Source organism: Cellulomonas cellasea (assembly GCF_030372105.1).
In the GTDB taxonomy this organism is placed as follows: domain Bacteria; phylum Actinomycetota; class Actinomycetes; order Actinomycetales; family Cellulomonadaceae; genus Cellulomonas_A; species Cellulomonas_A cellasea_A.
On record NZ_JAUDBQ010000007.1, the window covers coordinates 83,425 to 102,263 of the forward strand.

Below are 18,839 nucleotides of genomic sequence, written 5' to 3' on the forward strand. Positions count from 1 at the left end.
CACGTCATGCTCCTGTCGTGCGGGTGGTGGCGGGCGGGCACGTGCTGTTCCGCCCAGGGGCCCCGAGGACCTCGGGGTTGACGATGTTGCGCGGCGCGCGGTCCGCGCAGACCTCGACGACGTTCTCGACGGTGCGCCGCTTCAGCTCGTCGTACGACTCCTCCGTGTACCAGGCGAGGTGCGGGGTGAGCACCACGTTGTCGAAGCCGGTGAGCGGGTCGTCGGCGGGGATCGGCTCGGTGACGTGCACGTCGATGCCCGCGCCCCGGATGCGGCCGGCGGTCAGCACGTCGACCAGCGCGTCCGCGTCGATCACGCCGCCGCGCGCGGTGTTGACCACGATCGCGTCCTCGCGCAGCAGCGCGAGCTCGGCGGCGCCGATCATGCCGCGTGTGCTCTCGGTGAGCGGCACGTGCACCGAGACCACCTGCGAGCGCTCCAGCAGCTCGGTGAGCGACACCGACGGGAAGCCGTGGAACGTCGCCGCGCCCGGCTCGGCCGCCACGTCGTAGCCGATGACCTCGTACCCCAGGCCGGCGGCCTTGCGGGCCGTCGCGGTGCCGATCAGGCCCATGCCGACGACGCCGAACACCCGGGCCCGGGTCTGGAACAGCGGGCGCACCGCCACCAGGTCGAAGGACCCCGCGCGCACGCCGCGGTCGAGGCGCGGGATGCCCCGGGCCACGGCCAGCGCCATGCCGATCGCGTGGTCGGACACCGCCTCTGTGCCGTAGTCCGGCACATTGCACACGGCGATGCCGCGCGCGGTCGCCGCCGCGACGTCGACCGAGTCGACGCCCACGCCGTACCGGCCGATGGCGCGCAGATCGGGCAGCGCGTCCATGACCTCGGCGGTGATGTGCGCGTACTGGACGAGGATGCCCTGGGCGCCGGCCGCGTTCGCGACCAGCTCGGAGGCGTCCCGGGACTGGGTGAGGACGAGATCGGCCCCGGCCGCGTCCACCACTGCCTGCTCGGCGGTGAACGTGTCGTGGTCGCACTCGGTGATGACGATGCGCACGGTGCTTCCTTGCTCTACGTGGGGTGAGGCTCTACGAGGGGTGGTTCGGGGCGGGGCTCAGCGAGCCAGCCAGCCGCCGTCCACCGGCAGGATCGCGCCGTGCACGTAGCTCGCGGCGGGCGAGCACAGGAACAGCACGGCGCCGGCGATGTCCTCCGCCTGGGCCCAGCGGCCCGCGGGGATGCGCCCGAGGATCGAGTCGCTGCGCGCGGCGTCCTGGCGCAGGTCGTGCGTGTTGGCGGTGGCGACGTAGCCGGGGGCGACGGCGTTGACATTGACGCCCTTGTCGGCCCACTCGTTCGCGAGCGCCTTGGTCAGGCCGGCGACGGCCGACTTCGAGGCGGTGTACCCGGGGACGTTGATGCCGCCCTGGAACGAGAGCATCGACGCGGTGTTGACGATCTTCCCGCTGCCGCGCTCGATCATGCCGCGCCCCACCTCGCGCGAGAGCACGAACGTGGTGCGCATGTTGACGTCGATCACGTGGTCGAAGTCCTCGTCGGGGTGCACGGCGGCGGGCACCCGGCGGATCGTCCCGCCGTTGTTCACCAGGATGTCCACGTCCAGGTCGACGAGGCGCGCGGCCAGCTCGGCCACCTGCGCGCGGTCGGAGAAGTCAGCGCGAATCGGGGTGAACGCGCGACCGGCGCCCTCCACGGCGGCGCGGGCGTCGCTGTCGCCCTCCGGCATGTCATAGCTGACGCCGATGACGTCCGCGCCGGCCTTCGCCAGCGTCGTGGCGATGGCCAGGCCGATGCCCTGGCTCGCGCCGGTCACCACGGCGAGCTTCCCCTCGATGGACAGCAGGGACTCGGCGAACTGGGCGGGGGTCTGGGCTGCGTTGCTCATATGTCTGCGCTCTCTGTGGGTCGTGCGGTGCACGGCGACACGCACGACTGCGTGGCGCCGGGGGTCAGGCCCTGGGTCGGTAGCCCAGGGCCGCGGAGATCCGGCCGGCTGCGGCCACGGCCTCGGGGGCCATGGCCTCGATCTGGTCGAGGGAGTGCTCGAGCGTGAGCGTCGAGATGCTCAGCCCGTACTTCACGGTGCCCGTGTGGTCACGGACGGGGGCTGCCACGCAGGCCACCCCGGGGACGTTCTCCTCGCGGTCGAGCGCGTACCCGACCTTGCGGACGTGCGCGAGCTCGCGGCGCAGTTCGTCGAGGGTCGTCAGGGTGTGCTCGGTGCGACGGGGCAGGCCCGCCCGGGCCACGAACCGCGCCAGGGCGTCGTCGCTGTAGTCGCTCAGCACGACCTTGCCGATGCCCGAGGAGTGCATGGGGATGGCGTGCCCCACCCGCGAGGGCATCTTGTAGGGCTTGTCCGAGTCGGTGCGGATCAGGTAGACGATCTCGTCGCCGTTCGCGGCGCCCACGTGGATGGTGCACTTCACCCGGTCCACGAGCTCGTCCACGAACGGCTGGCAGATCGCCGAGATGTCGATGCGCTGCAACGCCAGGCCCGCGAGCGACAGGATCTTCGGGCCGGGCAGATACCCGCCGTCCGATCCTGTCGCCACGAAGCCCCTGTCACTGAGCGTCGCGAGGATGCGGTGCACGGTGGCCTTCGCCAGCCCCGTCGCCTCCACCACATCCGTGAACCTGGCGTGCGCCATCGCCGCCTCCAGCACGAGCAGCGTCTTCTCGCTCGCGCTCAAGGCAGTGCCCTGCGCTGCGCCGGGGTTCTCGACCTCGTTGACCATGGGTGTCTGCCTGTCGTGTGGTGATGATCGGTTCCGTCGACCGCTGTCATGGCATGTCGTACCAGGTCGGCCTCGGGATCCGCTCGGATTCAGCGCATCTCGGCGACGGGGAAGGTGTCCATGTCGTCGAAGGACTGGTTCTCACCGGCCATGGCCCACACGAAGCTGTAGCTCGCGGTGCCGACGCCCGAGTGCACCGACCAGCTCGGCGAGATGATCGCCTCGTGGTTGCCCACCACCAGGTGACGGGTCTCGGACGGCTCGCCCAGGATGTGGATGACGCGCGCGTCCTCCGGCACGTCGAAGTAGAGGTACGCCTCCATGCGCCGGTCGTGGGTGTGCGCGGGCATGGTGTTCCACATGCTGCCCGGGTGCAGCGTCGTGACGCCCATGACCACCTGGCAGCTGCGCACGCCGTTCTCGTGGATGTACTGGTTGAGCGTCCGACGGTTCGACGTCAGCGGATCGCCCAGCTCGCGCACGTTGCCCTGGCCGGCCTCGACCAGCGTGGTCGGGTACGCGGTGTGCGCGGGGGCGGAGACGGCGTAGAACCGCGCCGGGCCGCGCTCGCCGTCGACGTCGGTGGACGCGAACACGACGTCCTTGGCCCCACGGCCGATGTACAGGCACGAGCCGTGGGCCAGCGTGTGCACCGTGCCGTCCACGGTGACGGTGCCCGCCCCGCCGACGTTGACGATGCCGGCCTCGCGGTGCTCGAAGAAGAAGTCGCTGCGGATCTCGGGGAAGGTCGGCAGCACGACAGTGGTGGTCACCGGCAGCGCGCCGACGAGCACGACGCGGTCGTGGTGCGTGTAGACGGCGTTGACCTCGTCGGCGACGAACAGGTCCTGGACGAGGTACCGGCGCCGCAGCTCGGCGGTGTCCATGCCCGGGATGTGCTCCGGGCTGGTGGCGTAGCGCTGTTCCATGACGTGCCTTTCCGTGCGTGGCCCCGTGCGGGACGGGTGGGCCGCTCGCTCACGCGGAGGCGGTGCGCAGCAGGCCCTATATATAAGGAGAGAAGTCGGGTTGCCGGACGGGGCACAGGGGACGTGCCCCGCCCGGCGGAGCCTCCACCTACGGCATCACCAATCCGAGGGTGGTCGGCAGCCACATCGACAGCGCAGGCGTGAAGATCACGACGATGAGCATCACGACGAGCGCGCCGAAGAACGGCAGCAGGCGGCGGATGACGTCCTCGATGGCCAGGTTCGCGACCTTGGCCCCCACGAACAGCACGGGTCCCACCGGTGGGGTGATCGTGCCGATGCACAGGTTGAAGATCATCATGATGCCGAAGTGCACCGGGTGGATCCCGAAGCTCGTGACGATCGGCAGGAAGATCGGCGTGAAGATCAGCACCGCCGGCGTCGGGTCCATGAAGCAGCCGATGATGAGCAGCACCAGCGAGATCAGCAGGAGCAGGATCACCGGGTTGTCGCTGACCTTGAACATCGCCTCGGACACCAGCGCCGGGATCTTGGCGTAGGACATCACGAAGCCCATGACCGACGAGACGCCGACCAGGAACATGACCACGGCCGTGGTGCGGGTCGCGTCCATGAAGATGCTGGGCAGCTGCTTGACCTTGATCGCCCGGTAGATGAACGACAGGGCCAGCGAGTAGACGACCGCGATGCACGAGCCCTCGGTCGGCGTGAAGTAGCCGGCGAGGATACCGCCGATGACCACGACGATGAGCGCCAGCGACGGCACCGCGTCGAGGATGATCTTCGCTCCCTGGCCGAACGTGATCTTGTCCGTGTACTTGAGCTCAGGACGCTTGCGGGCATACAGGTAGACGACGACCATGCAGGTCAGCGCCCAGAGGATGCCCGGAACATATCCCGCGACGAACAGCGCGGCGATCGACGTGCTCGACACGAGCGAGTAGACGATCATCAGGTTGCTCGGGGGGATGAGCATGCCGGCCGGAGCCGAGGCGATGTTGGTGGCCGCGGCGAAGTTCTTGTCGTAGCCCTCCTTCGCCTGCAGCGGGCCCATGGTGGAGCCGACGGCCGCGGCGGCCGCGACTGCCGATCCGGAGACGGCGCCGAACAGCGCGTTGGCCGCGACGTTCGACTGCGCGAGCGAGCCCGGGGCCTTGCCGACCATCACCTTGGCGGCGTTGATGAGCCGTAGGGCGATACCGCCGTTATTCATGATGACGCCGGCGAGGACGAAGAACGGGATGGCGAGCAGGGGGAAGGAGTTGATCCCCCGGAAGATCTGCTGGGCAGAGGTGAGGACGCCATTCTCGAAGCCGAGGATGACGATCATCGCCACGGCGGACGAGCCGCCGACGGCCACGCTGATCGGGGTGCCGATCAGGAGGAGCACGACAATGCCTACAACGAGGACAAGGCCTGCGATTGCTGCGGGATCCATGGTTGTCGTCCCTCCTTTACAGAAGCTCGGGCTCGGCGTCCTCGTCGACTGCCTTCTCGGCGCCGGTGAGGATCCGGATCAGGTGGTAGAGGGTGTAGAAGCAGATCAGCACCCCGGCGATCGGCAGGGCCAGGTACATCGGCCCCACGTTCACGGGCAGGCCCGTGAGGTTCTGCTCCCAGGCGAGTGACACCACGCGGTACCCGCCCCACACCAGCACCAGGCTGGAGAAGGCGAGGATCACGAGCTGCACCACGACGGTGAGCCACAGCTGGACTGCCTGGGGAAGGCGGCGGACCGCGAAGTCCACGGCGATGTGCCCCCGCTCGCCGAAGACGAGTGCCGCCCCGAAGAGGCCCAACCAGATGAACAGGTACTTGGCCAGCTCCTCAGACCAGCCACTGGGACTGTTGAGGACCTGCCGCGCGAAGACCTGCCACGAGACATCGACGACGAGCACTGCGAACAGCGCCACGCACGTCCACGTCAGGATGCGGTCCAGCGCATTCTTGACTGCGGTCATGTCAGACCTCTTCGGGACGGGCGGCTCACTTGGCCGCGGCGCGGACCTTCGCGTGGATGTCGCGGACGACGTCGTTCGAGAGCTTCGACTCGATCAGCGGGGCCAGCGCGTCGGCGAACGCCTTGGAGTCGACCTCGTTGAACTTCGCGCCAGCGGCCTCGGCAGCAGCCATCGCGGTGGTGACGTCTTCCTTCCAGTACTTCGCCTCGGCGACGCGCGCGGTGGCCATCTCCTCGTTGAAGATCTTCTCGACCTCAGGGCCCATGGCCTCGAGCACCGCCGGGTTGGTGATGATGAAGTCGGGGAACATCAGGTGGCGCGTGTAGCTGTAGTACGGCGCGATCTCGGCGTGCTTGAGGTTCGCGTAGATGAGCTGGTTGTTCTCGCCGCCGTCGATGACGCCGGACTGGATGGCCGTGTAGACCTCGCCCTGGCCCATCGGGGTGCCCGTGCCACCCATGAGGCGCATCATCTCGAGGTTCGTGTCCGACTCGATGACGCGGATCTTCATGCCCGCGAGGTCCTCGGGGGTGTTGATCGGGCCCTTGGAGTTGTAGACCGAGCGGATGCCGCCGTGGAACGCGCTGACCACGCGGATGCCCTGGTCGTCGAGCGACTTGTACAGGTCGCCGACGATCTCGGGGTCATTCGTGACCTCGCTCTGGTGCTCCTGCGAGTCGAACGCGAACGGCAGGTTGAAGACCACGAAGTCGGGGTTGAAGTTCTCGAGCAGCGAGCCCGCGACGAACGCCATGTCGATGGTGCCGGCCTGGACGAGCTCGATGGTCTCGCGCTGGGCGCCGAGGGTCTCGTTCGGGAAGATCTCGATGTCGTAGGCGCCGTCGGTGCGCTCCTTGAGGCGGTCGCCCATCTCGTCGAGAGCCTTGTACTGCGGGTGGTTCTCGGGCTGGTTGAACGCGAGCTTCAGCATCGTGGTCGCGGCCCCGCCGCCACCCGACGACGCGCTGGTCTCGCCACCGGCGGGCTTGTCGACCGTGCCGGTGCCCGCGCTGCACGCGGTCAGCGCGAGTGCGGCGACGCCGAGCGTCGCGGCGATCGAAACAACCTTGTTTCGCCTCATTCTGGGAACTCCTCTGTCGGCTCACGACGACGTGAGCAGGTGGGGCGCACCGGGTTGGGGTGCTGCACGATCTCCGTGAGCCTGCTGGGCGACCTCGGCGACACTGCCCGAGGGTCGTAGCCACGTTCACGAAAATGGAACTAAGTTCTGACGTGCGGAACAAGTTAGCCACACGGTCGGCATTTGACCAGCGTGACGAAGGTCCCGGCACAGCGATCGATACCAATTCGAGACTCACCGGATCACGCGACGGCGCGTGATCGATGACGGAGGAAACATGACGATCCAGACCAGGCCGGGCACCCTGCTCGGCGCCTACGCGATGGCCCCCCGCGACCCTGAACAGGCCCTTCGCTTCTACGCCGGCGTCGCCGAGCTCGACATCGCCGGGCTCGAGCTGCCCCTGCCGGCCGACGTCCCCCTCGACGAGCAGGCCGCCTGGGAGACAGCCCACCTCGACCCGGCCTGGGACCTGCTGGTCACCTGCATCCCCACCGTCATGGGCCGCCTCGGGGCGCTCCCCGGCTACGGCCTGTCCGCCACCGACGAGTCGGCGCGCCAGCGTGCGATCGCCGACGTGGCACAGGCCCGCGACCTGGCCCTGCGGCTCGCCGACCAGCACGGACGCCGCCGCGTCGTGGGCATCCAGGTGCACAGCGCGCCCGGCCCGCACGCCGGCTCACGCGAGGCCCTGACCCGCTCCCTCGCCGAGATCGCCTCCTGGGACCTGGCAGGCGCCGAGGTCATCGTCGAGCACTGCGACGCGCGCGTCCCCGGCCAGCCGCACGCCAAGGGCTTCTGGTCGATCGCCGACGAGATCGAGGCCGTGCAGGCCGCAGCAGGCGCCGGCGCCCCGATCGGCCTGGGACTCAACTGGGGCCGCTCCGCGATCGAGGGCCGATCGGCGCAGACCCCCGTCGAGCACGCCCACGCCGCCCGCGCCGCCGGGCTGCTGCGCGCCGTCGTGCTGTCCGGCGCCTCCGACGTCGAGACGCCCTGGGGCCCGGCCTGGGGCGACGCGCACATCGCCCCGCGTGGGACCGCCGCCGCGCTCGAGCCCAGCGCCGCGTCGCTGCTCGGCGTCGAGGAGATCACCGCGACCCTCGCCGCCGGCGAGCCCGCGATCGTCGCCGTCAAGGTCTCGGTGCGCCCCGCCGAGGCCGACGTCGAGACGCGCCTCGCGGTGGCCCGCGCCGCCCTCGACCAGGTCGCCGAGGCGCAGGCGCCGACCGCCCGCGCGTGACCCCCGCGGGCGCGTGACGCGCGCGTCGCCCGCGCATGACACGCGCGTCACGCGCCCGCCTGAGTACCACCACAGTGCCTCGCACGACCGGGATCACCAGGCCCCGGAGCAGTCCAACCCTGCCGTTAGGGTTCCCGCACCGGTCGCCCCGCAACGACGTGGGGCGGCCGCCCAGACCGAGGGAAGCACCATGTCGAACGCCAAGCCGACGATCTTCGGCCGGCTCACCCCAGGTGGCCGCCGGAACTTCGCCGACACCCTGCGCGCCGAGAACACCGGCGCGATCCTGCTGCTCGCCGGCACCGTCGTGGCGCTCGTGTGGGCGAACTCGCCGTGGCGCGAGGCCTACCAGTCGCTCGGCGAGATCGTGATCGGGCCCAGCGCCCTGCACCTCGACCTGTCGATCGCCCAGTGGGCCACCGACGGGCTGCTCGCGATCTTCTTCTTCGTCGTCGGCGTCGAGCTCAAGCGCGAGATGGTCACCGGCCAGCTCCGCCGGCCGTCCACGGCGATCGTGCCGATCCTCGCCGCCGTGGGCGGCATGGCCGTGCCCGCGCTCGCGTACACGCTGGTCAACTCGATGAGCGACGGCGGGAGCCTGGACGGCTGGGCCATCCCCGTCGCCACCGACATCGCGTTCGCCGTCGCGATCCTCACCATCTTCGGCAAGCGGCTGCCCACCGCGCTGCGCGCGTTCCTGCTGACGCTCGCGGTGGTCGACGACCTGCTCGGCATCATCGTCATCGGCGCGTTCTACACCGAGTCCCTCGCCTTCGCCTGGCTCGGCGCCTCACTCCTGGCCATCGCCGTCTTCGGCGTCCTGGTGCGCCGTCGCGGCATGACGGCCTGGGTGCTGATCCCGCTCGGCGTCATCGCGTGGGCGCTCATGCACGCCTCCGGGATCCACGCCACCATCGCCGGCGTCCTGCTCGGCTTCACGGTGCCGGCCATCGCCCGCCACGGCGCCTCCATCAGCCTCGCCGAGCGTTACGAGCACCTGTGGCGCCCTGTCTCCGCCGGGCTCGCGGTGCCCGTGTTCGCACTGTTCGCCGCGGGCGTCACCCTCAGCCCCGAGGCGCTGGCGAGCACTGCCGGGGACCCCGCCGCCCAGGGCGTCGCCCTCGGCCTCGTCGTCGGCAAGCCCATCGGCATCCTGCTGGCCACGTTCCTGCTGGTGAAGCTCACCAAGGCCAACCTCGACGCGAGCGTCCGCTGGCTCGACCTGGCCGCGGTCTCCTGCGTCGCGGGCATCGGGTTCACCGTCTCGCTGCTGATCGGCGAGCTGTCCTTCCCGGCCACCTCGCCGCACAGCGAGCACGTCAAGGCCGCCGTGCTGATCGGCTCGGCCACCTCCGCGGTGATCGGCGCCCTGCTGCTCACCTGGCGCAGCAAGGTCGCCGCCAAGGCCGAGGTCACGGCAGAGGTCGCGGCCGACGCCTGACGCGTCGCCACTGCGGCACGGTGGTCACTGCACAGCAGCGACCACCGTGCCGACGTCGTTGACCCGCACCGTGAACTCGGTGGCGGGCAGGTCCTCGACCACGAGCACGCTCGTGGTGGGCACGTAGTCGAGCGTGCAGGGCGTGTCAGCCCGGCCGTTGTCGAACTCGGCGCGCACGCTCAGCACCGTGCGACCGGCGTCCCACTCCATGCTCACGGGCAGGTCAGGGCAGGTCGAGCTGCCCCAGGTCGTCACAAGGAGCCGGCTCGGGTTCGCGTCGCGCGCCGCCGGGGCCACGTCGGCGTCGTCATTGCGGCCGAACGACTCGGCGATCGTGATCGGCGTGGGATGGGGCCCGGGGGTTGGCGCAGCGGTGGCAACGCCGGAGTCAGCGGCGGTGGGACCGACCCAGTCGGTGGGCTTCGACGATCCGGTCGAGGACTGGCCGTCTGGGGTCGCGCCGGTGTCCGCCGCGCACGCCGCCAGGCTCAGCAGCGCAAGGCCGACCACCACGGCCCGCCACACCGGCCGGCCCCGCCGCCCGCGCCCCACGGCCGTCCCTGCCACTGCCATCGTCCTCATCGTGCGTCCTCTCGAGCTCAGCGCCGCGCACCCTAGGCGGCGCCGTCACCAGCGAGTCTTGCCCCCCGCACCGCTCGGGTCCACCTGCGCGGGGCGCTCGCGCGAGTGGCCGCACAGGCTCAGGCCCGGCGCACGAGCGCGCGCGTGCTGAGCGCGAGTCCCACCACGCACCACACCACCAGCACCAGCAGGTCGCGCAGGCTCGCGTCGTACGTGCCTGACACCAACCCGGCGCGCAGCAGGTCGGCGGCGGGGCGGATCGGCAGCACGTCATGCACCGACTGGAACCAGCCCGGCAGCTGGCTCGCCGGGAACGTGATGGGTGAGAACAGCATCACGAAGAACACCAGGACCTGGCTGAGCACCTGCGCCAGCATCGGCGCGAACGTCACGGCGATGGCGTAGCCGACAGCCGTCGCCGTGACGGTGACCAGCAGCGACGCGAGGATCAGCAGGGGCCAGTCGAAGGCCAGCGTCAGGTCGTAGCGCAGATCCGCCACGATCACCGCGACGGCCACGCTCGGCAGCGCGACCAGCAGCCACACGGTCAGATCGGCCAGCAGCAGCAGCGGCCGGGCCACGGGCAGGGCGCGCAGGTACGTGAACGTGCCGTCGGTGCGGGCCCGGACGACGCCCTGCGGCACGATCGTCAGGCCCACGACCATGAGCAGCACCGTCGGGGTGCCGGTGGACAGGAACAGCGCCGACTCCGGCGAGATGTCGGGGATCAGGAACCCGAATCCGATCACGACCCCGGCGGCGAGCAGCGCCTGGATGACCACGATCATGGGCAGGTCGCTGCCTGCCTGTCCGAGCTGCCAGCGCAGCAGCGTGCGGTAGCTGCTCCACAGCCCGACGCGCGGGGGGACGAACGCCGTGGGGCGCGCGGCGGTGGTGGTCTCAGGCACGGGACGGCTCCTCGGTGGCTGCCTCGTCAGAGGCGGTGGGCTCGTCGGAGGCGTCGGCCTCGTCGGTGGACTCGGAGGTGGTGACGGCGAGGTAGGCGTCCTCGAGCGTGGCGGGAGCGAGCGCGTAGCCGTCGAGGGCGCCCTTCTCGCGCAGGCCGTTCGCCCAGGCCACGGCGGCGGCGGCCTGCGCCGCGGGGACGGTCAGGAGCACGCGGCGGCCGGTGCGGACCCGCCGCGCGACGGGGACCGGCACCTCGGCGAGCACCTCGGACGGGTCGGCGCCGCCCGGGTGGAGCTGCAGCTCGAGGCGCAGGTCGGTATCCTGGCTCCCCCGCAGCGCGGCGGGGCTGCCAGCCGCGACGACCTTGCCGCGGTCGAGCACCACCAACTCGTCGACCACGCGCTCGGCCTCGACCACGTTGTGCGTCACGAGCAGCACCCCGGCGCCCTCGTCCCCGATGCGCCGCACCGCGTCCCACAGCCGCCGGCGGCGTGACGCGTCGATGTCGTTGGTCGGCTCGTCGAGCACCACGAGCGGCGTCGGGGCGACCACTGTCATCGCGAAGGACGTCAGCCGCCGGACGCCGCCCGAGAGGCCGCCGCCGTCGGGCAGGGCCTTCTGGTCGATCCACGGCAGGATGTCGAGCTCTGCGGCGAGCTCCTCGGCGGCCGCGCGGGCACGTCGCGGCGACAGGCCGCGGATCCGGCCCGCGAGCTCGATGGCCGTGCGGGGTGTGAGGCCGTTGATCGGCGCCTGCGCCTGGGCCTGCAGCGCGACGCGGCGGCGCGCGCCGGCCGGGTCGGCCACGGCGTCGACATCTCCCACGCGGATGGCCCCGGAATCGGGCCGCAGCAGGCCGACCACCTGCGAGACGAGCGTGGTCTTGCCGGCGCCGTTATGGCCGAGCAGCCCGACGACCTCCCCGGCTCGGACTCGCAGGGTCACCCGGTCGTTCGCGACCACGGCGCCGAAGCGCCTGGTGATCCCGTCGACCGCCAGCACGTCAGCGCTCACGACACTCTCCTCGTCTTGAATTCTCTCGGTATTCGAATACTAGCGGTATCGCGATACCGGCGGTAGCCCGAAGTACGATCGGGGCATGACGACACCCGGGCCCTCGACGCGCGAGCCCCTCACCCGCGAGGAACGGCAACGGCAGACCCGATCCGCCCTGATCGCCGCCGCCCGCGCCGTCTTCGCCCGCGACGGGTACCACCGCGCGCGGCTCGAGGCCATCGCCCAGCAGGCCGGCTACTCCAAGGGCGCCGTCTACTCCAACTTCGACGGCAAGGCGGCGCTATTCCTCGCCGTCATCGACGACGACCTGGCCCGCGCCGACCGCCTCGGCCGCGAGACCAACTCCGCACTCCCCTCCGACTCCGCCGCGGCGGGCTTCCTGGCCTGCGACGACGCCGACGCCAGCGACAGCACGCCGGACGAGGAGGCGATGCTCCAGGTCGCGCACGGGTTCGCCCTCGCCAGCCTCGAGTTCATCGCCACCGCCGCCCGCGAGGCCGAGCTCACCCCGGAGCTCGAGACCCGCATGCGCCACATGCTCACGCTCTACACCGGCGCCACGTTGACGCACAGCCCCGCCGGGGAGGACCCGCTCTCCGTCTCCGACCGCACCATGCTGCTCGCCGCACTCGAACAGGGCAGCGCGCTGCTCTCGCTCAGCGGCATCGCCCCGCTGCCCGATTCCCTGGTCCGCGAGGGCATGCTCCGAGTGCTGACCCCGCGAGCCGCCACCCCCGGCGCCGAGGCCCCCACCGACTGAGCGAGCGACTGGGCGAAGCCTGGACGAGGCCTGGACGGCCACCCGGGCAGAGCCTCCCGACCCGGCCTACAGTCGACAGATGGGTCAGGACCTGGACTCTGGCATTCCCCGGTGGGCCGTCGTGTCGGCAGTCGCGGCGCCGATCACGATAATCGGGACCTGGACGCTGGCCGCGTCCTTGCAGGACGACGGCTACGACCCGGTGCGCGACACCCTGAGCTGGCTGGCCACGCAGGCTGCCGTCGCGCCCAGGCTCGGGGCCTGCGGGTTCGCGTTGACGGGGATCGCCCACATCGTCACGGCCGTGGGGCTGCGGCCGGTGCCGCGGGCCGGGCGCCTGATGCTCGGGCTCGGCGGGCTCGCGACGGTCGGGGTCGCGCTGCTGCCCACCGACCGCACGCACACCGCGCATATGGGCGCCGCGGGAGTGGCGTTCGTCGCGATGGCGACCTGGCCGGCCGTCGCCCGGGACGCGGCCGGGCTCGGGCGGATGGCGCCATGGTCGGGCGCGGTGGCGGCGTCGGGCATGTCCGTGATGCTGGGGTGGTACTGGCTCGAGCTGCAGGCGCTCATCCCCGGCCAGGGGGCACGGAAGGGGCTCGCCGAGCGCATCGTCGCGGTGGCCCAGTCGCTGTGGCCGCTGGCTGTCGTGCTGGCCGTGCGCGCCGAGCCCGGATCGGGGCCGACGGAGCGCGCGGCAGCCGCCGTGGCCGCCTCGGTGAGGGCCACAAGGCCTCGATGGGAGTGGAGCCCGTGGTGGGCGCGCGCTCGGGCCTGAGGCCGATCTCAGAACCCGCTCCCCAGACCCTGGCCAACCAGGCATACTGCGTGATCTAGGCGCACTGCCACACGTGGGCCGCCAATGAGGGCGCGTTCGCGGCCTACCGGCGACCGTCGTTGAGAAACCGCTTCCCGGAAGGATCGCCCCATGCCCGACTCGCGCGTCCGACTGTCCCTCGACACCCTCGACCGCCGGGGCCACCACCCCGAGATCGTCGGCCCCGCACACGACCCCCGCGGGCTGGACGTCGGCATCGTGCACCTGGGCCTCGGCGCCTTCCACCGCGCCCACCAGGCCGTGTTCACCGAGGACGCGCTCGCCGCCACCGGCGACACCGGGTGGGGCATCCTCGGCGTGACACAGCGCAGCGCGCGGGTCGTGGAGCAGCTCCGGCCGCAGGACGGCCTGTACGGGGTGCTGTCCAAAGGCGAGCACAGCACGTCGCTGCGGGTGGTCGGCTCACTGCGCGAGGTCGCGTTCCCGGGCGACGAGACCGACGCGGTGCTGGCCCGCATCGCCGCGCCCAGCACCCGCATCGTGTCCCTGACCGTGACGGAGAAGGGCTACCACCGCACGGCCGCGGGCTCCCCCGACCTGGCCGACCCGGACGTGGCATCCGACGTCGCGGCACTGCGCGCCGAGCTCGAGGGCACAGCCTCGGGGTCCGCGACGCCCTCCCGCACGCCCATCGGGCTGCTCGTCCGGGGGATCGCCCTACGGCGCGCGCGCCACGAGGCGCCGCTCACCGTGGTCTGCTGCGACAACATGGTCGACAACGGCCCCACGGTGCGCGCGCTCGTGCTCGCGACGGCCGCCGCCGCGGGCCCGCGCGGGGAGTCGCTCGCCGCCTGGATCGACGGCGCCGTGCGCTTCCCCGCCACCATGGTCGACCGGATCGTGCCGGCCACCACCCCCGCGCACCGGGCGGAGGCGGCGGCACTGCTCGGACTCGACGACGAGGGCCTGGTGGTGGGCGAGCCGTTCTCGCAGTGGGTGGTGCAGGACGACTTCGCCGGGCCGCGCCCCCGCTGGGAGCTGGCCGGCGCCACCCTCACCGGCGACGTCGAGCCCTATGAGCGCACCAAGCTGCGGATGCTCAACGGCACCCACTCGACGCTCGCGTACCTGGGCCAGCTCCGCGGGCACCGCACCATCGCCGAGGCCGTCGCCGATCCGGAGATCGAGGCCCTGGCACGCGCGCTCGTCGACGAGGACGTGATCCCGACGCTGTCCGCCCCGGACGGCCTGGACCTGGCGGCCTACCGGGAGTCGGTGCTCGAGCGGTTCGCGAACCCGAACACCGGGCACACCACGCTCCAGGTGGCGATGGACGGCTCGCAGAAGCTGCCGATCCGGCTGCTGGGCACCGTCGCCGACCGGCTCGCCGCCGGCGTCGTGCCCCAGGCCGCCGCGCGCGCGCTCGCCGCGTGGGCCGTCTTCGTCGGCCAGGCCGCCGACGGCCCGGCTCCGCTCGACGACCCGCTCGCCGACGTGCTGCGGGCCGCCGCGTCAGGCGCCCCGGACGGGCTGGCCGACCGTCTGCTCGACCTCGGCCAGATCTTCCCGGCCGAGGTCGCGGGCTCGGAGGCCTTCCGGGCCGAGGTGCGCGCGGGCGTGCGGGAGCTGCGGCGAGGGCTCGTCCCCACAAGCTGAGCCTGACCGCGCCGGGCCCGCCTCGCGGCCCCGGCGCGTGGCCCTCTGATGCCCTAGTCCTTGACGTCCTTCTGCGGTCACGCCTAGTGTGGAAAGCGCATTCCCAACCCGCTGCCGACCTGCCCTCGGAGAGACCATGACGTCCCGCACGCTGCGCATCGCGATGAACGGCATCACCGGGCGGATGGGATACCGCCAGCACCTGGTCCGCTCGATCCTCCCCCTGCGCGACTCCGGCCTCGAGCTCGCCGACGGCAGCCGGGTGCAGATCGAGCCCATCCTGGTGGGCCGCAACGAGGCCAAGGTGCGGGAGATCGCCGAGCGCCACGGCGTCGAGCAGTGGACCACCGACGTCGACTCCGTGCTGTCCGACCCGGGCGTCGACATCTACTTCGACGCCCAGGTCACCTCGCGCCGGGCCGCCGCGCTCACCTCGGCCATCAAGGCCGGCAAGCACATCTTCACCGAGAAGCCCACCGCCGAGACCCTCGACCAGGCAGTCGAGCTCGCGCGCCTCGCCCGGGACGCAGGCGTCACGGCAGGCGTCGTCCACGACAAGCTCTACCTGCCCGGCCTGGTCAAGCTGCGCCGCCTCGTGGACGAGGGGTTCTTCGGCCGGATCCTGTCGCTGCGCGGCGAGTTCGGCTACTGGGTGTTCGAGGGCGACGTGCAGCCCGCGCAGCGCCCCAGCTGGAACTACCGCGCCCAGGACGGCGGCGGCATGACCGTCGACATGTTCTGCCACTGGAACTACGTGCTCGAAGGCCTGCTGGGCCCCGTGCGGTCCGTGACCGCGAAGGCCGTCACCCACATCCCCACCCGCTGGGACGAGCAGGGCCAGGAGTACCAGGCCACCGCCGACGACGCCGCCTACGGCATCTTCGAGGTCGACGGCCCTGCGGGCGAGCCCGTCATCGCGCAGATCAACTCCTCCTGGGCCGTGCGCGTCTACCGCGACGAGCTCGTCGAGTTCCAGGTGGACGGCACCCACGGCTCCGCGGTCGCCGGGCTCACCAAGTGCGTCGCCCAGCAGCGCGCGCACACCCCCAAGCCCGTGTGGAACCCCGACCTCCCCGTCACCGAGTCCTTCCGGGACCAGTGGCTCGACGTCCCCGCCAACGGCGACCTCGACAACGGCTTCAAGGCGCAGTGGGAGGAGTTCCTGCGCGACGCCGTCGCCGGGCGCGAGCACCGCTTCGGCCTGCTCTCCGCGGCGCGCGGCGTCCAGCTCGCCGAGCTGGGCCTGCAGTCCTCCGCCGAGGGCCGCCGCCTCGACATCCCCGAGATCGCACTGTGACCGTGGCCCCCGCGCCCGGCGGCCCGCTGGCCCGGCTCTCGCTCAACACCGCGACCACCAAGGCGTGGACCCTGCAGGAGGCGCTCGACGGCGCCGCGCGCGGTGGGCTGGGCGCGGTGGGCCTCTGGCGGGACCGCGTCCAGGAGGCTGGCCTGGACAAGGCCGCGCGACTCGTCGAGGCCTCCGGGCTGCGCGTCTCCTCGCTGTGCCGGGGCGGCTTCCTCACCGCCGCCGACGACGCCGGGAGCGCCCACGCCCTGGCGGACAACCGCGCCGCGATCGTCGAGGCCGCAACCCTGGGAACCCGCGAGCTGGTGCTCGTCGTCGGCGGGCTCCCGGCGTCCAGCGCCCCCGGCGGCCCCGCACTCCCCTACCCGGCCGCCACCCCGGACGCCGACCCAGCGCGGGACGTCGTCGCCGCCCGCGCCCGCGTCGCCGACCGCATCGCCGACCTCGTCCCCTACGCCGCCGAGCACGACGTGCGCCTCGTCCTCGAGCCGCTCCACCCCGTCTTCGCCGCCGATCGCGCGGTCATCTCCACGCTCGGCCAGGCCCTCGACCTCGCGGCGCCATTCCCCGCCCAGACGGTCGGCGTCGTCGTCGACACCTACCACGTGTGGTGGGACCCGGACCTCGAACGGCAGATCGCCCGCGCCGGCGCCGAGGGCCGCATCGCGTCCTACCAGGTCTCCGACTGGACCCTCCCCCTCGCCGCCGACGCGCTGCTCTCACGCGGGCACGTCGGCGACGGCCACATCGACTTCGCGACGATCACCCGGTGGGTCGCCGCCACGGGGTACACCGGCGACATCGAGGTCGAGATCTTCCACCAGGGCATCTGGGACACCCCCGGCGACCAGACAGTCGCGACGCTCGCGGAGCGCTACATCCGCCACGTCCTGCCCCACCTGGGCTGACCCCTCAACGCGCGGGACCCTTCCCCACTCGCGCGAACACCTGCCGCGGCCGTCCCCCGAGGGGGATGCCCGCGGCAGGCCCGCGTCAGGGCCGTGCAGCGTACGACGCGCGGGGCAGCTCGTAGGCGAGGTCGACGGCCGTCTCGAGCGCCTCGTCCAGGTCGAGCCGGTGCTCGGCGACGAGCCGGGCGAGGTATCCGGCGTCGACGCGGCGGGCCAGGTCGTGGCGTGCGGGGATCGAGGCGAAGGCGCGGGTGTCGTCGACGAAGCCGGTGGTGTTGTAGAAGCCGGCGGTCTCGGTGGCGGCGTCGCGGAACCGGCGCATCCCGTCGGGGCTGTCGAGGAACCACCAGGGGGCGCCCAGTCGCACTGCCGGGTAGACGCCTGCGAGGGGCGCCAGCTCCCGGGAGTAGACGGTCTCGTCGATGGTGAACAGCACGAGGCGCAGGCCGGGGTGCCGGCCGAAGGACTCGAGCAGGGGGCGCAGGGCGCGCGTGTACTCGACCTGCACCGGGATGTCGAAGCCGGTGTCGGGGCCGAAGACGCGGGCGATGTGGGGGTCGTGGTCGCGGAGCACGCCGGGGTGGAGCTGCATCACCAGGCCGTCCTCGCTGGACATGCGCGCCATCTCGTAGAGCATGTGGCCGCTGAACGCGTCCGCCTCGGCGGTGGTCGCCTCTCCGCGCAGCGCGGCGGCGAAGATCATGCGCGCGTCGTCGAGGGACAGCGGCGTCGTGTCGGCGGAGAGATGGCCGTGGTCGGTGGCGCGCGCACCAGCGGCGCGGAACACGGCGCGGCGCTGCTCCAGGGCCGCGAGGAACGCGTCGTATCCCTGCACGTCGATCCCGCTGACCCGGGTCAGCTCGGCGACGGCGGCGCGCCAGCCGGGCCGGTCGACGTGGACGAGCGCGTCGGGCCGGAAGGTGGGCACCACCTTCTCGCCCCAGCCCTGCGCCGCGAGGGAGGCGTGGTGGGCCAGGTCGTCGGTGGCGGCGTCGGTGGTGGCCAGCGTCTCGATGCGGAACCTGTCGAACAGCGCGCGCGGCCGGAACTCGGGGCGGGCGAGGGCGTCGAGCAGGTGGTCGTAGAGGGCGTCGGCGGATTTCGCCGACGGCCGGGTGGTCACCCCGAAGACCTCGACCAGCTCATGCTCGAGCCAGTAGCGCGTGGGGGTGCCGCGGAACAGGTGCCAGTTCGACGCGAAACGGCGCCAGATCTCGCGGTGGTCCTGCTCGACGTCGAGGCCGCTGTCGTCATCCCGGGTCGGCACGCCCAGCTCGTGGTTGCCCATGCCCTGGGAGACGAGCATCCGCACCAGGTAGTGGTCGGGGATGACGAACAGCTCGGCGGGGTCCCCGAACGGCTGGTCCTCGTCGAGGACACGCGCCTCGACGTGGCCGTGCATCGAGACGATGGGCAGGCCCGCCGTCTGGGCGTAGACCTGCCGGGCGATGCGGCGCACGCCGGGGTCGGCGGGGAGCGCGCGATCGGGATGCAGTGCCCACGGCTCAGTCATGCGTGTCT

The 18,839-nt window shown here is 72.0% G+C and carries 18 protein-coding genes; 7 read left to right on the forward strand and 11 right to left on the reverse strand.

Going from position 1 to position 18,839, the window contains the following annotated elements; translation table 11 throughout:
- Nucleotides 1–4 precede the first annotated feature (4 nt).
- The 7 genes from QUV83_RS08550 to QUV83_RS08580 form a co-directional block, all read right to left on the reverse strand.
- Entirely contained in the window at nt 5–1,021 is a 1,017-nt protein-coding gene (locus tag QUV83_RS08550) for a C-terminal binding protein (protein ID WP_289563871.1), read from the reverse strand.
- Nucleotides 1,022–1,078: 57 nt separating this feature from the next.
- A complete protein-coding gene (locus QUV83_RS08555; RefSeq protein ID WP_289563873.1) occupies nt 1,079–1,870 on the reverse strand; it encodes an SDR family oxidoreductase in 792 nt (263 codons plus the stop codon).
- Nucleotides 1,871–1,934: 64 nt separating this feature from the next.
- Nucleotides 1,935–2,723: an IclR family transcriptional regulator gene (locus QUV83_RS08560; protein WP_289563875.1), complete on the reverse strand. Its 789-nt coding sequence runs from the start codon at nt 2,721–2,723 to the stop codon at nt 1,935–1,937.
- An 89-nt stretch (nt 2,724–2,812) separates the two neighbouring features.
- A complete protein-coding gene (gene kduI / locus QUV83_RS08565) occupies nt 2,813–3,652 on the reverse strand; it encodes a 5-dehydro-4-deoxy-D-glucuronate isomerase (protein ID WP_289563876.1) in 840 nt (279 codons plus the stop codon).
- 148 nt (nt 3,653–3,800) lie between these two features.
- A complete protein-coding gene (locus tag QUV83_RS08570; protein ID WP_289563877.1) occupies nt 3,801–5,111 on the reverse strand; it encodes a TRAP transporter large permease in 1,311 nt (436 codons plus the stop codon).
- A gap of 16 nt (nt 5,112–5,127) precedes the next feature.
- Complete coding sequence (locus tag QUV83_RS08575; protein ID WP_289563879.1) at nt 5,128–5,634, reverse strand: TRAP transporter small permease; 507 nt, start codon at nt 5,632–5,634, stop codon at nt 5,128–5,130.
- A gap of 25 nt (nt 5,635–5,659) precedes the next feature.
- Nucleotides 5,660–6,715, reverse strand: a complete 1,056-nt coding sequence (locus QUV83_RS08580; RefSeq protein WP_289563880.1) for a TRAP transporter substrate-binding protein — start codon at nt 6,713–6,715, stop codon at nt 5,660–5,662.
- Between the two features lie 277 nt (nt 6,716–6,992).
- Here QUV83_RS08580 and QUV83_RS08585 point away from each other — a divergent pair, with 277 nt between their 5' ends.
- Nucleotides 6,993–7,958, forward strand: a complete 966-nt coding sequence (locus tag QUV83_RS08585; RefSeq protein ID WP_289563882.1) for a DUF4862 family protein — start codon at nt 6,993–6,995, stop codon at nt 7,956–7,958.
- 190 nt (nt 7,959–8,148) lie between these two features.
- Entirely contained in the window at nt 8,149–9,399 is a 1,251-nt protein-coding gene (gene nhaA / locus QUV83_RS08590; protein ID WP_289563884.1) for a Na+/H+ antiporter NhaA, read from the forward strand.
- A 24-nt stretch (nt 9,400–9,423) separates the two neighbouring features.
- Here the strand turns inward: nhaA and QUV83_RS08595 are convergent, their stop codons facing one another.
- The 3 genes from QUV83_RS08595 to QUV83_RS08605 form a co-directional block, all read right to left on the reverse strand.
- The gene (locus tag QUV83_RS08595; protein ID WP_289563886.1) at nt 9,424–9,972 is read right to left on the reverse strand and encodes a hypothetical protein; all 549 of its coding nucleotides are present in this window, start codon (nt 9,970–9,972) and stop codon (nt 9,424–9,426) included.
- Between the two features lie 128 nt (nt 9,973–10,100).
- Nucleotides 10,101–10,889 (reverse strand): ABC transporter permease, encoded by a 789-nt coding sequence (locus QUV83_RS08600; protein WP_289563888.1) that lies wholly within the window; start codon nt 10,887–10,889, stop codon nt 10,101–10,103.
- On the reverse strand, nt 10,882–11,904 hold the full coding sequence (locus QUV83_RS08605) for an ABC transporter ATP-binding protein (protein WP_289563890.1): 1,023 nt from the start codon (nt 11,902–11,904) through the stop codon (nt 10,882–10,884). Before QUV83_RS08605 ends, QUV83_RS08600 begins: the two co-directional genes overlap by 8 nt.
- A gap of 85 nt (nt 11,905–11,989) precedes the next feature.
- Here QUV83_RS08605 and QUV83_RS08610 point away from each other — a divergent pair, with 85 nt between their 5' ends.
- From QUV83_RS08610 to QUV83_RS08630, 5 genes are all read left to right on the forward strand, one after another.
- Complete coding sequence (locus QUV83_RS08610; RefSeq protein WP_289563892.1) at nt 11,990–12,667, forward strand: TetR/AcrR family transcriptional regulator; 678 nt, start codon at nt 11,990–11,992, stop codon at nt 12,665–12,667.
- Nucleotides 12,668–12,746: 79 nt separating this feature from the next.
- On the forward strand, nt 12,747–13,445 hold the full coding sequence (locus QUV83_RS08615) for a DUF998 domain-containing protein (RefSeq protein ID WP_289563893.1): 699 nt from the start codon (nt 12,747–12,749) through the stop codon (nt 13,443–13,445).
- A 150-nt stretch (nt 13,446–13,595) separates the two neighbouring features.
- The gene (locus QUV83_RS08620; RefSeq protein ID WP_289563894.1) at nt 13,596–15,101 is read left to right on the forward strand and encodes a mannitol dehydrogenase family protein; all 1,506 of its coding nucleotides are present in this window, start codon (nt 13,596–13,598) and stop codon (nt 15,099–15,101) included.
- Nucleotides 15,102–15,237: 136 nt separating this feature from the next.
- The gene (locus QUV83_RS08625; protein WP_289563896.1) at nt 15,238–16,398 is read left to right on the forward strand and encodes a Gfo/Idh/MocA family protein; all 1,161 of its coding nucleotides are present in this window, start codon (nt 15,238–15,240) and stop codon (nt 16,396–16,398) included.
- A complete protein-coding gene (locus QUV83_RS08630) occupies nt 16,395–17,315 on the forward strand; it encodes a sugar phosphate isomerase/epimerase family protein (RefSeq protein ID WP_436231896.1) in 921 nt (306 codons plus the stop codon). The genes QUV83_RS08625 and QUV83_RS08630 overlap by 4 nt, the downstream gene beginning before the upstream one ends.
- Nucleotides 17,316–17,400: 85 nt before the next feature.
- Here QUV83_RS08630 and uxaC read toward each other — a convergent pair whose 3' ends face one another.
- Nucleotides 17,401–18,831, reverse strand: a complete 1,431-nt coding sequence (gene uxaC, locus QUV83_RS08635; RefSeq protein WP_289563900.1) for a glucuronate isomerase — start codon at nt 18,829–18,831, stop codon at nt 17,401–17,403.
- Between the last annotated feature and the right edge of the window lie 8 nt (nt 18,832–18,839).